The 16,781-nt window shown below is 61.3% G+C and carries 17 protein-coding genes and 1 pseudogene; 6 read left to right on the top strand and 12 right to left on the bottom strand.

Annotated elements, in window-relative coordinates:
* The first annotated feature begins 10 nt into the window (after positions 1-10).
* The 4 genes from ABD884_RS00885 to ABD884_RS00870 all read left to right on the top strand — a co-directional run bounded on the left by ABD884_RS00885 (position 11) and on the right by ABD884_RS00870 (position 3,327).
* Positions 11-1,360 (top strand): ammonium transporter, encoded by a 1,350-nt coding sequence (locus ABD884_RS00885; protein ID WP_345033923.1) that lies wholly within the window; start codon positions 11-13, stop codon positions 1,358-1,360.
* A 48-nt stretch (positions 1,361-1,408) separates the two neighbouring features.
* Positions 1,409-1,732 (top strand): DUF6221 family protein, encoded by a 324-nt coding sequence (locus ABD884_RS00880; protein WP_345033911.1) that lies wholly within the window; start codon positions 1,409-1,411, stop codon positions 1,730-1,732.
* Positions 1,733-1,801: 69 nt separating this feature from the next.
* The gene (locus ABD884_RS00875) at positions 1,802-2,131 is read left to right on the top strand and encodes a helix-turn-helix transcriptional regulator (protein ID WP_345033901.1); all 330 of its coding nucleotides are present in this window, start codon (positions 1,802-1,804) and stop codon (positions 2,129-2,131) included.
* Positions 2,131-3,327, top strand: coding sequence for a type II toxin-antitoxin system HipA family toxin (locus ABD884_RS00870; RefSeq protein ID WP_345033885.1), 1,197 nt, complete (start codon positions 2,131-2,133; stop codon positions 3,325-3,327). Before ABD884_RS00875 ends, ABD884_RS00870 begins: the two co-directional genes overlap by 1 nt.
* Before the next feature lie 26 nt (positions 3,328-3,353).
* Here ABD884_RS00870 and ABD884_RS00865 read toward each other — a convergent pair whose 3' ends face one another.
* Positions 3,354-5,159: a molybdopterin-dependent oxidoreductase gene (locus tag ABD884_RS00865; RefSeq protein ID WP_345033876.1), complete on the bottom strand. Its 1,806-nt coding sequence runs from the start codon at positions 5,157-5,159 to the stop codon at positions 3,354-3,356.
* Positions 5,160-5,403: 244 nt separating this feature from the next.
* On the opposite strand from ABD884_RS00865, the gene ABD884_RS00860 reads away from it, so the two are divergent.
* Positions 5,404-5,685 (top strand): DUF3311 domain-containing protein, encoded by a 282-nt coding sequence (locus ABD884_RS00860; RefSeq protein ID WP_345033870.1) that lies wholly within the window; start codon positions 5,404-5,406, stop codon positions 5,683-5,685.
* On the top strand, positions 5,682-7,379 hold the full coding sequence (gene mctP, locus ABD884_RS00855) for a monocarboxylate uptake permease MctP (RefSeq protein WP_345033864.1): 1,698 nt from the start codon (positions 5,682-5,684) through the stop codon (positions 7,377-7,379). The genes ABD884_RS00860 and mctP overlap by 4 nt, the downstream gene beginning before the upstream one ends.
* Positions 7,380-7,536: 157 nt before the next feature.
* Here the strand turns inward: mctP and ABD884_RS00850 are convergent, their stop codons facing one another.
* The 11 genes and pseudogenes from ABD884_RS00850 to mpaM all read right to left on the bottom strand — a co-directional run bounded on the left by ABD884_RS00850 (position 7,537) and on the right by mpaM (position 16,781).
* Positions 7,537-8,394 (bottom strand): ABC transporter permease, encoded by an 858-nt coding sequence (locus tag ABD884_RS00850; RefSeq protein WP_345033859.1) that lies wholly within the window; start codon positions 8,392-8,394, stop codon positions 7,537-7,539.
* A 35-nt stretch (positions 8,395-8,429) separates the two neighbouring features.
* A pseudogene (locus ABD884_RS00845) lies at positions 8,430-8,594 on the bottom strand (ABC transporter ATP-binding protein); the annotation flags it as partial.
* A gap of 7 nt (positions 8,595-8,601) precedes the next feature.
* A complete protein-coding gene (locus tag ABD884_RS00840) occupies positions 8,602-9,432 on the bottom strand; it encodes an ABC transporter permease (RefSeq protein WP_345033855.1) in 831 nt (276 codons plus the stop codon).
* A gap of 2 nt (positions 9,433-9,434) precedes the next feature.
* A complete protein-coding gene (locus ABD884_RS00835; protein ID WP_345033851.1) occupies positions 9,435-10,379 on the bottom strand; it encodes an ABC transporter ATP-binding protein in 945 nt (314 codons plus the stop codon).
* A 255-nt stretch (positions 10,380-10,634) separates the two neighbouring features.
* Positions 10,635-10,829, bottom strand: a complete 195-nt coding sequence (locus tag ABD884_RS00830) for a hypothetical protein (protein WP_345033834.1) — start codon at positions 10,827-10,829, stop codon at positions 10,635-10,637.
* A 28-nt stretch (positions 10,830-10,857) separates the two neighbouring features.
* Entirely contained in the window at positions 10,858-11,574 is a 717-nt protein-coding gene (locus tag ABD884_RS00825; RefSeq protein ID WP_345033830.1) for a hypothetical protein, read from the bottom strand.
* The gene (locus ABD884_RS00820) at positions 11,575-12,312 is read right to left on the bottom strand and encodes a hypothetical protein (RefSeq protein ID WP_345033824.1); all 738 of its coding nucleotides are present in this window, start codon (positions 12,310-12,312) and stop codon (positions 11,575-11,577) included.
* The gene (locus tag ABD884_RS00815) at positions 12,309-13,019 is read right to left on the bottom strand and encodes an ABC transporter ATP-binding protein (RefSeq protein ID WP_345033821.1); all 711 of its coding nucleotides are present in this window, start codon (positions 13,017-13,019) and stop codon (positions 12,309-12,311) included. The genes ABD884_RS00820 and ABD884_RS00815 overlap by 4 nt, the downstream gene beginning before the upstream one ends.
* Positions 13,016-14,689: a daptide biosynthesis intramembrane metalloprotease gene (gene mpaP, locus ABD884_RS00810; RefSeq protein WP_345033806.1), complete on the bottom strand. Its 1,674-nt coding sequence runs from the start codon at positions 14,687-14,689 to the stop codon at positions 13,016-13,018. The genes ABD884_RS00815 and mpaP overlap by 4 nt, the downstream gene beginning before the upstream one ends.
* Before the next feature lie 20 nt (positions 14,690-14,709).
* The gene (locus ABD884_RS00805; RefSeq protein ID WP_345033795.1) at positions 14,710-15,960 is read right to left on the bottom strand and encodes a YcaO-like family protein; all 1,251 of its coding nucleotides are present in this window, start codon (positions 15,958-15,960) and stop codon (positions 14,710-14,712) included.
* A complete protein-coding gene (gene mpaM, locus ABD884_RS00800) occupies positions 15,957-16,781 on the bottom strand; it encodes a daptide-type RiPP biosynthesis methyltransferase (RefSeq protein ID WP_345033790.1) in 825 nt (274 codons plus the stop codon). Before mpaM ends, ABD884_RS00805 begins: the two co-directional genes overlap by 4 nt.

Below are 16,781 nucleotides of genomic sequence, written 5' to 3'. Positions count from 1 at the left end.
GGAAACGCACGTGAATATCACTGCGGAAAACGTTTGGGTGATGGTGTCGGCGGCACTTGCACTGCTCATGACCCCGGCACTCGGCCTCTTCTACAGTGGCATGACCCGGGCCAAGGCCTCCCTCAATATGATCATGATGAGCTTCATCTCGGCGGGCATCGTGGGCGCCGTGTGGATCCTGTGGGGCTACTCGATGATCAGCGGCAAGAGTGTCCTGGGGATTTTCGGCAATCCGTTCAGCAGCTTCGGCTCCGCAGACCTCGTCGGTTCCACCGATCTCATCAAGCTCGGCTTCAGCGCCACTTTCGCTATCGTCACAGTGGCCCTGATCAGCGGCGCGATCGCCGACCGCGCCAAGTTCACTTCCTGGGTCATCTTCGTCCCCATCTGGATCACGCTGGTGTACTGCCCCTTGGCTTTCATGGTCTGGGGCGGCGGCCTCTTGAGCCCCGGCGGAGCCATCAGTTCGGTCTTCGGCCAGGTGATTGACTTCGCCGGTGGCACAGTAGTGGAAATCAGTTCCGGCGCTGCCGCGTTTGTCCTGGCGTTGATCCTGGGCAAGCGTCACGGCTTTGGAAAAGACCCGAACCACCGCCCGCACAACCTCCCCTTCATCATGCTTGGCGCAGGCCTCCTCTGGTTCGGCTGGTTCGGTTTCAATGCCGGCGCGGCCACGACGGCGGCGCAGGCCGGCTTGATCTGGGTCAACACCCTTGTTGCCCCGGCGGGGGCTATGCTCAGCTGGTTGCTCACTGAGAAGATCCGGCACGGCCACCCCACGTCCTTGGGTGCCGCATCCGGCGTCGTTGCCGGCCTCGTGGCCATTACTCCGGCTTGCGCCAACATCGCTCCCTCCGCGGCCCTGGGCCTGGGGCTGCTGGCTGGCGCCGCCTGTGCCGTGTTTGTCGACCTGAAACACAAGTTCGGCTTCGACGACTCCCTCGACGTCGTCGGCGTCCACCTCGGTGGCGGGCTGGTCGGCACCTTGGCCCTCGGATTCGTTGCCTTGCCCGTCAATGGCAAAGGTGGAGGGCTGTTTTACGGCGGCGGGCTCCAGCAGCTCGTGGCGCAGATCGTCGCCATTCTTGTCACTCTTGCGGTGTCCGGCATCATGACGGCAATCATTGCCTTGGTCATCCACAAAACCGTTGGTTTCCGGGTCAGCCACGAGGCCGAGCTTGCCGGAGTGGACTTGTCCGAGCACGCCGAGACCGCCTACGAGTTCGGCGGTATGGCCCGGAGTCACTTCAACGCCCTCCCGCACGTCCACCTCCCGGTTGCGGCCGCGGCCGTACGGGTTCCGGCGCAAGCCGCCGCCGCCGTCGAGCTCCAGCGCGAAAAGCAAGCCGACCCCGCTTAGAGGGATACCGGCATTTCCGCGACCACAAGGGACGCGTACGCTCAATTTGTGGATATCGTCGATTTCCTGTCCGAGCGCTTGAACGAGGACGAGGCCGCAGCCCGGAAACTCCTCGGCGACCGTTCCGTGTCCGAAGCGGGCAAATGGTACGAACGCCGCCTCCTCCTGGAATGCGAATCAAAGCGAAGGCTACTCAGCATCGTGGAGTCAGCCCGGCAGACTGCCTTGACCGCGATGGTTCGCGGCACGCTCGAAGATCCGCCGCAGTGGATCCCCGAATCGATCGAATGGACCACGAAATCATTGAACGCCCTTGCACTGCCCTATTCGGAACATCCGGACTTCGAACCGGAGTGGCTGGCGGAGACGTAACCGGCGGGGGCGTGCAGCGCCTTTCCGCAAGCCGGGCTTCCGAGCAGGAATCGGCAACATCGTGCCGAAATGATGGTTCGAAGGCCCCGCGGCAACTCCAAAGATCCGTTTCGGCACTATCTTGCCGATTTTGGCAAAATAGTTCAGAATAGGTCTAAGAAACAGCAAATCGGCAACATTGTGCCGGATCATTGGAGACTCGTGGAAGACCTAGCGGCGATTGCGGCCACCATACGGAGAACACGCAAGGAGGCCGGAATCACGCAAGCAGACCTCGCCGACCTTGCCGGGACCTCCGAGAGGACCGTTCGGGCGATTGAAACGGCCACCGGGAATCCTTCGCTTGGGGCCGTTGTGGCTGTAGCGAACGCCGTCGGTCTGCACATCGTGGCGGGCTGATGGTCGACGATTTCCAGGAGTTGAAGTTCGTCCGCGCGGCGGACGTTCACAAGGGCGGTGTCCTTGCAGGCCAACTTATCCGCACTGGCCACGGCGGGGTCAGTTTTTCCTACGCGGCGGAGTACCTGACGGACGGCCGGCCTGCCGTTGCCAGTTCGCTGCCCTTGGGAGAGAATCCCGTCGAGACTCCCGCCGGAGCTCTCCCACCGTTCTTCGCCGGCCTGCTCCCGGAGGGGCACCGGCTTAGTGTGCTCAGGGACGCGACCAAAACCAGCCTCGACGACGAACTCACCCTCCTGCTCGCAGTAGGGGCAGACGTGCCGGGGGACGTCCAGGTGGTCCCCGCCGGGGAAATTCCCGTGGAACCAGCGCCCCTCGCCGACACGTCCAGGCCCGAGGAACTGGACTTCACCGCCCTTGCCAACGCAGTGGACCGCCATGCCATCCCCGGCATCCAAGACAAGGCAAGTGCCTCCATGCTGACCACACCGCTGTCTCTCAGGGGCCAACGGTATCTACTCAAACTGGACCCGCCCGATCACGCACATTTGGTGGCGAACGAAGCGGCGCACCTCTCTGCCGCCAAGAACCTCAAGATTCCGGTTGCCAAGAGCCACATCATCACCGACATGAACGGCCTGCCTGGGTTGTTGGTGGAACGCTTCGACCGCGTTCGGGACAAGGACCGCGTCTGGGTGCGCCTGCCCATGGAAGACGGAGCTCAAATCATGGGCCTGCCACCGGCTTCCAAGTATTCAGTGACATCGGAGGAGGTAGCCGCGGCACTGTCCGGGAGGTGCAAAGCCCCTCTCGTGGCTAGCCGCAACCTGTACCTCCAGTTTGTCTTTGCATGGCTGACCGGGAACGGCGACCTCCATGCCAAGAATCTCTCGATTCTCGGGGCCCAGCACGACGGCTTTGTCATGGCCCCGATCTACGACATTCCGTGCACGCTGCTGTACGGAGACGACTCGCTCGCGTTGCCGCTGTCTGGGAAAACAAAAAACCTCAAGGCGAAGCATTGGGCCGATTTCGCGGCGTCCATTGGCTTGCCGCAGCGCGCAGCGGCCGCCGCCAACGCATTGGCCCTGTCAGCTGCTGGGAACATCAGCTTGGAGGAGCTACCGTTCACGGGGTCACCGCTCCGAGGTGCTGAACGAGAGCTGCGTTTCCGGCGTGGAGAGCTGGAGGGCTGACCGCCGCGCCCCCACCCTGAAGCCTTCTAAATCGACTGCCGGTATCCGAAGAACTCATGATCTTCGTTGTAGCCACCAAAACCGCCACCCACTTCGGAGAAGTCCGCTACGAATTCGATGCCCTTGATCCACTTGACCATCTTGAAGCCGAGCTGCACTTCGTTGCGCAGCCGGAGCGGCGCCCCATGGCCATACGACAGCGGCGAACCGTTCATGTCGTAGGCGAGCATCGTGAGCTGATAGCCCATCTGCTCGATCGGATGCGCATCATAGTAGTCGCCCCCATCCGGTCCCCCGCCCAACGAGTAGAACACCACCCACTTTGCCTCGGGCTTCGGTTTGACCAAGTCAAGGATGGTCTGCATCGGCACTCCGCCCCACTTGGCCACTCCCGACCAGCCCTGGATGCAGAAGTGTTGCGTAATCTGTTCGTGGTAATCCATCGCCCGCAACTCGGCGAGGCTCAACTCGGCCGGATTGCCCACTAGCCCGTTGATGCGCAAACGGTAGTCCCGGAAATCGCTGTCGAAGAGATTCTTGTACTCGTCGGATTCGGGATACTGGCCATTGAGCCAGAGGCGCGGCGAGATGTCCTTCTCCGTGTATTGTCCCGGGCGTGAGTCGATGTGCTCAAACAACCGTTGGGCCGGCCCGATCAGCGCGTACCCGGCCCGCTGAATGAGGCGCGGATGCCGGATGGTGAGCGGAGTGGCAGCGACCCACCCTACGATGATGACCACCATCGAAGCAGCGAAAATCCAGAACCCCGTCCAGGACTGGTCATTGCGCCCCGCGTACATGTGGTTGAGATTTTCCAGCGCCCCGGTAGTGAGCACCAGAGACACGTGGAGCACTATGAACAACAGAAACCAGCACAGCACCAGAAAGTGCAAGGAACGTGCCACCTGGATGTTGAAAACCGAGCTGATGCGACGAAAACGCGTAGACAGCGCCGGAGACATGCCCAGCCCCGTGATCAAGGCCAGGGGTGCTGCGATGAAGATCGTGACGAAGTAGGCGATCAGTTGCAGGCTGTTGTAGTTGGTCCATCCGCTCTCGGTCGGCCAGTCCAAAGAGAGGTACTGGATGACCACCGAGATCGAATTGGGAAAGACGTCCCAGCTTAGCGGGATAACCCGCATCCATTGGCCCGTCACGAACAACAGCACGAAGAAGACGATTCCGTTGGCCAACCACAGCACGTCTATCCCAAGGTGCCACCAGCGCGCGAGCCCGATCGAGTGCCGTAGCCCCGGCAGGCCGAGCTGCTGAGGGAGGCTGATCGAATCCTTCTTAGCCGTCCACAAGGGATCTTCGGGCACTGGCTTCTGTACCCGGAACCAATCCCGTCCCGGCGTGGAATGCCGTGTCCAGTACAGTCGCGGGTGATCCGTGAGTATCTGTGCACCCGAACGGATGATGAAGACCAAGAAAAACATGTTGAGAAAGTGTTGCCACCCCAGCCAAGCCGGAAAGCCCACGGGGGCGTCATCCTGCAGCTTGGAGGCTCCCGGATAAGTGGTCATAAACGCCTGGACGGCAGGCAACCCCCGTATCCCCTTCGCGACGGCGACCGCGACGATGAGCAGCACGAAGCCGATCGGTACCAACCAGAGCAGATTGAACCACTTGCTCCGGCCGATGCGTATGCGCGGGGCGATCCCGCGATCCTGGGGAAGGGATCCGGAGAAAGTCGTCGGGTTGATGACATCCTCCCCGCGCTTCAACTCGCTTCGGAAGCTGCGGGCGGCACTGGGCTCGGCGCGCGACGTCGGACCACTCGGCGGCGGTTCCTGCATCGGATCCTGCGGCGAAGGTTTGTCAGCTGTCATGAGGCCGAGCCTAGACCCCCATCTGATCCACGGTGTTGCTGGCACTCGCGATCGCCCTGACGGGCACGGTCGCACGGGACGTTGCTGGCCGATCTTCCGGCAAAAAGGGGGCGCCCTTCCCCTGTCAAAGAATTAATCCAGAATCTATTCTGTTGATGGACCGATATATTTACGGTCCTCAGGCCACCGGCACGTCCCGGGAAGCCCATCCCGCTCCGGGGGCCGTCTCTTTGAGGAGGCGTCCATGTCAACTCCCGATGTGCCAACCCGGGGGCCGGCGCGGCCCGGCCCGTATATCGTGGCCGGAATCCTGCTTGCCATCGCCATTCTGGTTCCGTTGTTGGTCCCCGTGTACTCGATTGATCAACCGCGGCTAGCCGGTATGCCGTTCTTTTACTGGTACCAAATGCTCTGGGTTCCGATCACCGCTGGCCTGGTGGGAGTCACCTACCGCTTGGTCACCAAGGAGGACCGCCGCCGTCGAGAAGCCGCGCGGGGCGCACGCACAGAGGAGAAGGAACCATGAGCGGGCTCGCCGTCGCGGTGGCGACCACAGCGGATCGGCCCGTCAACGGCGTGGCGCTCACCGTCGTCGTCGTCCTCTTTATCCTCGTGGCGGTCTTGGGCTTTTTCGCTGCACGCTGGCGTGCGGGCAAGGAGTCCGGCTTGCACAGCCTCGATGAGTGGGGCTTGGGTGGCCGCGGCTTTGGGACGTGGGTGACGTGGTTCCTGCTTGGTGGCGACCTCTACACTGCCTACACGTTCGTCGCCGTGCCGGCGGCAATGTGGGCCACCGGAGCTGTGAGCGGCTTCTTCGCGGTGCCTTATACGATCGTGCTTTACCCGATTGTGTTCCTGCTGATGAGCCGGCTGTGGTCAGTCTCGCACAGGCATGGGTTCGTCACGCCGGCGGACTTCGTTGGCGGGCGCTATGGTAGCAGGGCGCTGACAGTCGCAGTGGCCCTCACCGGCATTGTCGCGACGATGCCGTACATCGCGCTGCAATTGGTCGGCATCAAAGCCGTGCTCACGGTGTTGGGCCTCGGCAGCACGGAGAATGTCCTACTGACTGACTTGCCGCTGATCATCGCCTTCGTGGTCCTGGCCGCCTACACCTACACCTCGGGCCTTAGGGCGCCGGCGCTTATCGCCGTCGTCAAGGATCTCTTGATCTACCTGGCGGTCATCGTTGCTGTGATCTACCTGCCCATCAAGTTCGGGGGCTGGGACAACATCTTTGGTGCCGCCCAGACGAAACTCGACGCCATCAGCCCGGCCACCGGCAAGCCAACCGGTGTCTTCATCCCGGGTGCCGCCAGCTACTCGGCGTACTGGACGCTGGCTCTTGGCTCCGCCATGGCGCTGTTCATGTACCCCCACTCTGTAACCGGGGTCCTGGCTACCAAGAGCAGGAACACCATCCGCAAGAACGCCGCAGTTCTTCCGCTGTACTCGCTCATGCTCGGTTTCCTTGCACTCCTGGGTTACGCGGCCATCTCCGCGGGCACCAAGCCCATTGACCTCAACGGCGCCGTGAACCCGCAGCTGGTAGTTCCGCAACTATTCCTGGATAACTTCCCCGCGTGGTTTGCCGGGATCGCCCTGGCGGCTATCGCCATCGGTGCTTTGGTCCCCGCCGCCATCATGTCGATCGCTGCCGCCAATCTGTTCACCCGCAATGTCTACCGCGACCTGATCCGGCCCGACGCAGACCCCCGGCAGGAAGCGAAGGTCTCCAAGATCGCCTCCCTCGTGGTGAAGTTCGGTGCACTGATCTTCGTCATCGCAATGGACCAGTCGGCCGCTATCAACATGCAGCTCCTCGGCGGTATCTGGATACTGCAGACCTTCCCGGCGATTGTGGCAGGGCTCTACACCCGCTGGTTCCACCGCTGGGCGCTCTTCGCTGGCTGGGCCGCCGGGATCATCTACGGATCCGTCGCGGCATACAACGTGGTCAATCCCGTGACGAAGGCCAATTTCGGTGGCTCCATCGCTGCCATCCCCGGCACAAACGTACAGGTTTACATTGCCGTCGTTGCATTCGCGATCAACCTTATTGTTGCTGCCGTCCTGTCTCTGGTCTTCCGTGCGATGAAGCTCCCGGACGGAATAGACATCACCCGGAACTCGGATTACGGAGCGGACGAGCACGATCCCAAGGTCGCCGAACTCCAGCGGAAGTACCCGCTGGGCGAAAGCGGGGCCAGCACGTTCTGATGGCGGCGGACGCGCCTGAGCCCGTCACGCCACACGATATTCGGCGTCATCCGGCCGGACCGGGCACGACACGTTGAGAATTGAGCGATGATGGCCATTCCCGGGTTTCGCCGGAGCTGATCCTGGTAGCTCATCATCGCGTAGCACCGGGCAGTGCTTACACGTCGCGCTTCTTTAGGAGGAGCACCGCCACAGCGGCGGGTACGACGACCCAGGCTCCAAGGACCAGTGCGGCCTGCCAAGCTTCCAGCAAGTCCGGGACATGATTGACGGACGTCAGCGGGATAAGAAGTGTGTTGGTGGGCAGATACTTACCGACCGTGTCGAACCAATTGCCTCCGAGGAGATCGACCGTAGCGGGTGCCACGAAGACCAGGCCGATCAGGCTCACGACTCCCCCGGCAGAGCTGCGGAGTATCGTTCCGAGCGCCATGCCGAACCCCGCAATAGCAGCCACATAGACGCCACAGACCAGCAGGCGTTTGATGAACTGCGGGCTACCCAGATCCACCGCGATCTTGTAGCTGTCCAGGATCGAAATCGTCACCAACCCTGCGATGTAGCTGGCTACTGCGGTTACTGCGAAGGCGCTGACCATCACCACAACGAGCTTTGCCAAGAACAACGAGATCCGTTTCGGGACTGCGGCGAAGGTGGAGCGGGCCATGCCTGTGGTGAATTCGGAACTCATGAACAGGACGCCCAACGGACCCACGATGAGCACTACCATCCCAACCCCCTGAGTGGGCACACTAATGGCAATTTCCCCGGCTTGAGCAGCAATACGCGAGGTCAGTTCTGGATTGGACGCGACTCTAGCTGCGAAGGTCTCTCCGGTTCTCTGGGCACCGAGAGCGGCGATGCCCATGATCTGAATGGCGGCGGCGGCCAGAAGAATGAGCGTGGACCTCAAGGTGCGGAACTTGATGAATTCGGACTTCAGAACGCGGTGGAACGCCGGTCCGGGACCGAGCGAGTTACGGATCACGGGGCGGCTCAATGCGCTTGCGCTCATGTTTGTTTCCCTCCGATTGGGGCGCTAACCGTGGCCTAGGCGGTGATGTGTGAGTGGTATTCGACATCGTCCTTCGCCAGCTTCAAATAGGCCTCTTCCAGGCTTGCCTCGAGCGGGGCGAGCTCGTAGACCGTGACTTGGTTGTCCGAAGCGATCCGGCCGATCCCGCGCGGATCCAGTCCCGTGACTTCCAACAGCTCTCAGTGCTTACACGTCGCGTTTCTTCAGGAGCAGCATCGCCACGACGACCGGTACGACGACCCAGGCTCCGAGGACCAGCGCGGCCTGCCAGGCTTCCAGCATGTCCGGGTCGTGATTGAGTGCAGTCAGCGGTGCGATGGTCTTGCTGGGAAGATACTTGGCGGCTTCGGCCAAGTCTCCGGGAAACAAACCCAGGAGACTCGGCGCAAGGAAGACCAAGCCAAACAGACTCATGATGCCGCCGGCGGAATTGCGGAGTATTGCGCCGATGGACGCTCCGATGGCCCCGACAGATGCCACGTAAATGCTGTTCACGAGCAGGAACCTGACGGACGTCGGGCTGCCCAGATCCAAGGCGAACTTGTTGTCTTCCAGGATGGGTATCGATATTAGCCCGGCAAACCATGCCGTCACTGCGGTCAGGAGGAACCCGGCAGCCATCACGACGACGAGCTTGGCCCAGAACGCAGGGATTCGTTTCGGGACAGCAGCGAAGGTGGACCGTGCCATGCCCGTGGTAAATTCCGAACTCATCAGCATGACTCCCAGTGAACCCAGGATCAGCACCGCCACCACAACCCCCGAGGTAGGCACTCCGGCGATATATTCGGCGACATTGAATCCTGGACTGTCGCCATATTCCCCAACTATCGTTCCCATGCTATCGGCCCTCAGAGCAGCCAAGGGCAGCATGACCGCCGCCGTGCAAGCCAGGAGGATCAGAGTGGACCTGAGGGTGCGGAATTTGATGAATTCAGAGTTCAAGACGCGGTGGAATGCCGGTCCGGGACCGGCTGCGGCGCGAATGGGACTGGGATTCGAAGTGGTGGTGCTCATGTCTAATTGCCTCCGGTCTTGCCGGGGACGGAGGTCCCGGTGGTGCTGTGCGACTGGTATTCGACTTCGTCCTTGGTCAGGTCCAGATAGGCCTCTTCCAGGCTTGCCTGCAGGGGGACCATTTCGTAAACCATGATCTGGTTCTCCGCCGCCGTCCGGGCAATGTCACGCGTATCCAAACCACTGACCTCAAGCACCTCGGGTTCAATGATTTCCACCGCCCCTCCGGCGCCTGTCAGCAGCTGCATGAGCCTCTCCGGCTGTTCGCTGCGCACCCGTGTCCGTGCTTGACCGTTGCCTTTGATGATCGCAGCAATCGGCGCGTCGGCGATGATCCTGCCGCGGCCGATCACGATCAGGTGGTCCGCCGTCAGCGCCATTTCGCTCATGAGATGGCTGGAGAGGAAGACCGTGCGGCCCTCGGAAGCGAGGTTCTTGAGCAGGTCGCGGACCCAGATCACGCCTTCAGGGTCCAAGCCGTTGACCGGTTCATCCAGAATGATGGTTTGCGGATCTCCCAATAGCGCTGCGGCGATCCCTAGCCGCTGACCCATGCCCAGCGAGAATCCCTTAACCCGCTTCTTCGCGACGCTGCCCAGGCCGGTCATCTCGATGACTTCACGAACGCGACTGCTGGGGATACTGTGCGTCGCTGCCATCGCGAGCAGGTGGTTGTATGCGGTGCGGCTCGTGTGGACGGCCTTCGCGTCCAGCAGTGCACCGACTTCGCGCAGTGGCGCGGCGTGTTTGGCGAGCGGCTCCCCGTTGACGGTCACGGAGCCGGCGGTTGGGGCGTCGAGCCCCATGATCATGCGCATCGTAGTGGACTTGCCCGCACCGTTCGGGCCCAGGAAACCGGTGACCCTCCCGGCTTCGACTGTGAAACTGACATTGTCGACGGCGGTTTTCTCGCCGTAGGCCTTTGTCAGGCCTCGTGCTTCGATCACGAAAGCGTTCCTTTCTTGAAGTGCACGTGGCAGATGAGTTCTCTGACCGCACCGATTTTGCGGCGCCATCGCCGATTTTGCGGCGCCATCGCAGACACCGTCAACAACGAATAGCCCTTACCTGGCTGAAGATGACGGTGTTCTGCAAAGTTTTTTTGCCGAGTTCCTGATGCGTGGTCTCGTTGACAAGGACTGCGCCGCCGTCCACGTCCTGAACCCCAGCCGTACGGTCCACAGTCCGGATGGCAAGTGTCGCTAGCCGTTTCGGTCGACCTTAGATGCCTTGGCATCGCGCACGAACTTCCCAAGCGAAACCAATGAACCCACTACCAGCGCCACTCCGGAAACGATGCCCCACGGCGAGTCGTTGCGGATGGTGGAAAAGATATATACGGAGTAGAAACCAAAAATAAGCGCGAGTAGAAGCCAAATGATCGAGTTGCTTTTCACGGTGAATTCCTTAACGAACAGTAATTGGTCAGGCGAGATCGCGCTTGAGAAATACCCAGAATCCCGCTCCGAGCACAAAGGCGAGCCACATAGCCGCTCCAGCAAGGGAATCCAACCTCAGGCTTTCCAGGGCCCCTTGCTTCGCCCAAACCGAGAGCAAGTTCGGGAAAAGGAAGTCGACGAAGTGCCCCAGCTGGCGGCCCACAGCTGTCGGCAAAACAAGGCTCAGGGGTACAACGAAGAGGCTCAGGAGATGGTTGCGGATGAGGGAACCAATCGCGAAGCCCCACAGCGAACCCATGCCGGACACCCCGGCGAAGGCCACCACCACGTGGGTGCTGACATGCCAGCGGTCAACCCCCAGTTCCCCTGCCAGCCCGAAAAGCACGCCTATGGTTGTGCCCGCCAAGAGGGCCACGACGGTGGTGGAGGCCGCCCGCCCGGTGAATGCCGCGCCACGCTGGAACACCAAGATGCGCCGATAAAACGATCTCGTGTTGAAATCCGAGGTAAATGAGAAAGAGCCCACCACGGCCGCTGCAGTAAGCAACAGCGACAACCCGGCGTCCAAGAGAATTCGATCACCGCCTGTCATCGCATGGCCGCTTTCCTCTTCGGGTCCTATCGCCGCCGCCACCACAAGTCCACCGATCAGACCGGCCACGAGCAACGTACCGATGGCCGATCCTTTCCACAACCACGGACGTCGCATGTCAGACAAGAAGGCAGGTGCATAGTTGAGCAATTAGGCCCCCCTTCTCCGCAGCGTCCACATCGCACCTGCTCCTGCGGCCGCCAACCATCCCAAGGCGACAAGGAAGGCGGGCAATGGTTCAAGAAGACCCTCAAGGGGCAAGGATGCGATACCGGCCAAGGCTCCGGACGGTAGCCAGCGCGCGATTTCAGGAAAATTCGCCATGAGCGGCAATTCCAAGGCGAGCGGAATCAACATGGTGACTATCGTCGTCGCATAGTAGTGCCTGATGATCCAGCCCAGCGAACAACCCCACAAACACCCGACCACTGACGCGACGATGACGCCGAGCAAAGCACGCAAGGACTCGCCACCTACTAGGTCAGCGCGGACTTCCGGGGAGACGATGAGCGCGACGCTGCCGCTCCAGAGCGCCACGCCTGTTGCAGCAGTGAGGAGCCCAACAACCAACGAGGCAATGTACTTGGTTCCCACTAGGTGCGCCGGCCCGGACATGGCCACGCTTCGTCGAAGAGTCCCGTAGTAAGCCTCCCGAGTGACGATATAGCTTCCCGCGAACGTGGCAACGATGGTGATCGTCGCGGCGAGTCCCCAGAAGGTTTGACCGTTTTGGGTCGAGGAAAACTTGGCCGAGTTGTCCGGCCAGCCGAAGAAATTAGCGACAAACCACGGAACCAGCGCCGTGAATGCCAAAACGCCCAGGGCCGAGTAGCCGCTGAAGTACCTGAGCAGCTCCGCCCGGAGTCCGCCCGCGAAAGCCGGATTCATCGGGCTCCCTCCAGAATCTTGAAATACGCGGCTTCCAGGCTCCCGCCGCCAACGGCCATGGCATTCTCAAGAGACCCGCGGAACAACATCCGCCGCTTGAGGATGACCACTTCATCGGCTATTTGTTCCAGCTCCGTCAACTGGTGGCTGGAGACCAGGACGCTCCCTCCTGAACTCGCGAAATCCCTCAGGAAGGACCTCAGCCATTGAATACCGTCGGGGTCCAGCCCATTGGCCGGTTCGTCGAGGACAAGGAGCTTGGGGCTGCCGATTATTGCCGAGGCGATGCCTAGCCGCTGCCTCATCCCGAGGGAGTAGTCCCGGACTTTCCGTTTCCCGTGAGCCGTCAGATCGACCAGTTCCAGGACCCGATCGACGCTCTCGGGCGAGGTGCCGGCGGCGAGCTGACAAATCTGGAGGTGGCGGCGGCCGGTGAGGCCGGGTTCGATGTCCATTCCGTCCAGGTTCACTCCAACTTTGGTGACCGGTTTTTGCAGGGTTCGATAGTCCATTCCAAAAACCGTCGCACGCCCGGACGTCGCCTCCAACAGGCCAGTCAGGCCCGCGAGCGCAGTACTCTTTCCGGCACCGTTAGGGCCGATCAGTCCCACAATCCGCCCAGCGGGGACCTCAAACGTCAGGTCTTCGACGGCGAAGCTTGTGCCGCGTTTCTTGCTGAACCGGTCGAAACTCGCGTGGATTGTCATTGCATTCCTTTCCCGGAGTGGGTGGTGGCTTGTCCGAATCCGTCAGGCCAGAGCGGAGAATTCGAGGCGGTACTCCAGAGCCACTCCCCCAGTCGAACCACCCTTTTGCTGGTCACCTCTGCTCTTCCTGAGAGCGGTAGATCGGCCGAACCTTCAAGGCGTCCCTGGTAGGCCAGCACGGGAACGTTCGTGCCGGGTAACGTCACTGGGATGATGGTTTCCATGGGTGCCGTGGAGTTCGACGGCGGTTCCGCCCCGATGGTTGCCCGTGCCAGTTCTTCGTGGATCACCATTCCTTGGGATTTCAAAGTCACCGCGTCCCCTGGGACGATTGCTTGAACGGGCGATTCGTTGGGGGTGACGATCTTCAGTTCGCCGTTGCTATAGGTGTAACCGGCTACCACCACCGACGTCACCGGAATCGCGGTGAGAAGCCCGGCCGCGGCAGCGGTTCCAAGGAGCAGCAAAGCAATCCGCCGCCATGCCGGGCTCCCCCTCCTTGAGGCCGAGCTGAAGAACCGGGTGACTCCTTTCGCCGCCACCACAAGCAAGAGACAAACAACCACAAACACCACGATGTGCCCGGCGTATCCGAGCTGCAGAACAATCGGGATAAGTCTCTGGAAACCGATGACCATAAAGGCGATCCCCGATAGGAGGCTTGCGCCTCCGAACCAGGCGAGGAGGAATTGGCCTCGGGCATGGACATGTGAACCGAGAAGGCGGTGGCTGACGACGTCGGCCAAGGCGGTGATCGATTTGCGCCGTAGGTGGGGAATGTCCAGGGCTGACATCAACGCTATGTATCCGTCCATCTTGATAAACGGAAAGAGATTCAGGACGGCTATTGCATAGCAAATGATCCCGTACAGGGTTGCCGCGTCCCTCAGCGATGTCGCTGACATAAGGCCTTGGACCGCCAGCGCCACGCTCCCCAGGCCGAGATGAACGAGAGGTCCGGCCAGCGCAACCAGCACCCTCTGTTTGCGCGAACATAGTCGCCATCCGTCCGTCACGTCGCAAAAGAATGCCGGAGCGAGGTAGAACAGCATGATTCCGATACGCCGGGGCGTGCCACCGAAATAGACGAGTGCCATTCCATGGCCGAGCTCGTGCAGCAAAGTGGAGGCGAACATCGCGACGGCGACGAACAGATAGGCCTCCAAGGGCAGTGGCGTTGCCAACACCCGCAAAAGATTTGGCCCCGCTGTGAAAGCGCCAACGATACCGCTGGCCAGGAGAACAGCAGCTGCAGCGAGGGCACCTGGGCGAACCATGGCTGCAACCGCGGGACGGAGGACCTTGAGGAAGGGAGCGGGATTGAAGAGCGTAAGCTGCACGGTCAGAGGAGCCCGGAACTGGATTCGCCGCGGTTCTGCTCGGCTCGCGGTGACGTCGAAGACACCGGTGTGAACGAGTTGGTGGACAATTCCCCTGACATCATCGGCAGTCCATGGACTGCCGATGTGGTGGGCTACCTGGGCGGGGTCCTTCTTTCCGTCCAGAGCTCTGAGCACGGTGGCCACATCGTGCGAGACCCTGGCTTTGGGCACCCCGTTGATCGCCACGATCCATGGCCCGTCGGCTTGCAGGGGTTCATCAACGGATGCAGCTGGGGCCAGCTGCACGGGCCACTGAACGGCCGTTCGCGTGTCTGAAGTTCTTGACATGGTTGTTTCTCGAGCAGGGTTCATATCAACGGATGAGGCGTTGAGGCGAACGCGGTCCGACTCGACGGCCCGTCAGGGCTGCTCGGAACGAAGCACAGTCGCTTGGATTCGTCCATCGTCAGGGGGAACGCACCTGGACAGATTGCCTTGCCCGCTTGCCAGCCGAGCGCTTGGATCGCTGGCGGAAGCCTGTGGGTGAGGCTGACCCAGTGCGAGGTGATTCCTTTCCGATCCAGATACCGCACCAAGTCGTCCACGTCGGGCTTGGGGTGAGCACGGGGCAGCGGCGATTTCGAGAATGACTGCACCCATCCGCGGAGTTCACCGATGGCGGGACCCGTGGTCCAGAAGTCCGCCCTCGCTTCGTCGTTCGTCACCCCTGAATCGCCTGTGCCTGAGGAGGGCGATCTGGCAAGGAGGAGTTCCCGGATTTGAAGCGCTTCCTGAAGGGCACCCCGCAAGGCAGAAATAGGGTCGGCGGATGCCTTAAGGCCCACGGCACCGAACTGGCCATTCTCGGTGTCATCCAGAATCACGCCCACTGCGGTCTCCAAGGGGCCGTCGTCGTTGGGGACAAAAGCGAGCGTGGCGTGGATCCCGGCGTCGAGGGCGGTTCTGAGGAGCCTGGTGAACCTGAGGGTTGACGGATCACTGCGCAGGGACACCGGTATGTCTTTCATGGTGAACTTCTTGAGCGGTGTCCTGTGGCGCCAGGCCCATAAGAAGGCATCCCGCTCAATGATTTCCGCTATCGCGGTGATCTTGGCGAAACGTTCCGAGGGTCCTGCTGCCGCGCCGTTCGGGGATGGATCGAAGTACCGGGCGACGGGCGCTTCTTGAGGAATTCCGCGGGGGCTGTAATCCACCACCGGCGCCGGAATATGCGATTCATTCCCTGAAACCAGGTCCATTGCCCGGTACCACGGAATCTCGGAACCGAGGGCCGAGGCGTGTCCAAGTCCGGCTGACACGAAGTCAATCCGTTTTTCCTCACAGGGTGTGGTCACGAGGAGGTGTCCCGAATCGGGCGGCACCGGAACCAGCGCGAAGCGCTCTACCGCTTCGCCGGCTCCCCTGGTGAGGGACCGCCGCCTGTTAGCGTCGAATGCTCCGACGGCAGAAGAGAACCCGGATGAGTGTTCCGCGGTCCCCCGGTCATTGGCCAAATGCGCTACCGTGCGCCACAGACCGACCTCGTTCGGGACGTAGACCCGCGCGTCGGAAACCAAGCCCAGGGAGGGATCCAAGGTCCGTGCTGCGTCGATCATCATGTCCCGCACACCCACATTTCGACCCCGTTCAGCGAACGGACCAGCGAGGGGATCCGAACAGCACGTCTTTCGCGAACGTGCAAACCCTCAGCGGTGAGTTCCGCTTCAATGACCTCATTGCGGACGTAAGCTATCTCGCTGGCATACGCGCTTGAGCGGTATGTCCTTCCTTCATCAAAATCGACCTTGATCATGGTCACGTGCCGTGTTCCGTTGCCCGGATCCCGGCGTTCAATAGTGAACAGGATCGAGTTGGCGTCAAGCACCGAATATCCGGCCTTCGTTCCGCCCTGATCATGTGGCTGCTGCCCGGATTGCTCCGCGTCCAGGACCGTGAGCACAAAGCGGCCATCAGGGCTAAGGCGATCGCGCACTCGACGAAAGAGCTCCCGACGCTGCTCAGGAGACAGAAGCGTTACCGAGCTGGCCCCTAGGACAATGCAGCCGAACTTATCATCAACATGAAGCCGGGACATGTCGGCTTCGATGACATCCACAGCGACCCCTTGAGGATTAAAGGATCGGGTCGCGGCCCTTTCCCTCAGCATCTGCAGCATTTCCGGTGAAGAGTCAACGGCTGTCAACGGACGTCCCAGGGCGAGAAGTGCCCGGGTAATTCTGCCGGACCCTGCGGCCAATTCGAGGATTGGTCCGGTCGTTTTCCTTGCGGCGCCCAGAATCTCAGGAAGCTCGGAAAGGTCAGCAGCAGTGATTTTGTCGTAAAGGCGGGAACCCTCAATGCCGTACAGGTCCTCAGGGGGATCCCCGTGACCGATGGCGCGCAGGATGTCGTCAGCAGTCTCGTTGCTTGCGTTTCTCAT

Origin of the sequence: Arthrobacter methylotrophus (genome assembly GCF_039539965.1) — a bacterium.
In the GTDB taxonomy this organism is placed as follows: domain Bacteria; phylum Actinomycetota; class Actinomycetes; order Actinomycetales; family Micrococcaceae; genus Arthrobacter; species Arthrobacter methylotrophus.
Note: the sequence above shows the minus strand (reverse complement) of the source record. Positions and strands in the feature narration are given on the sequence as shown.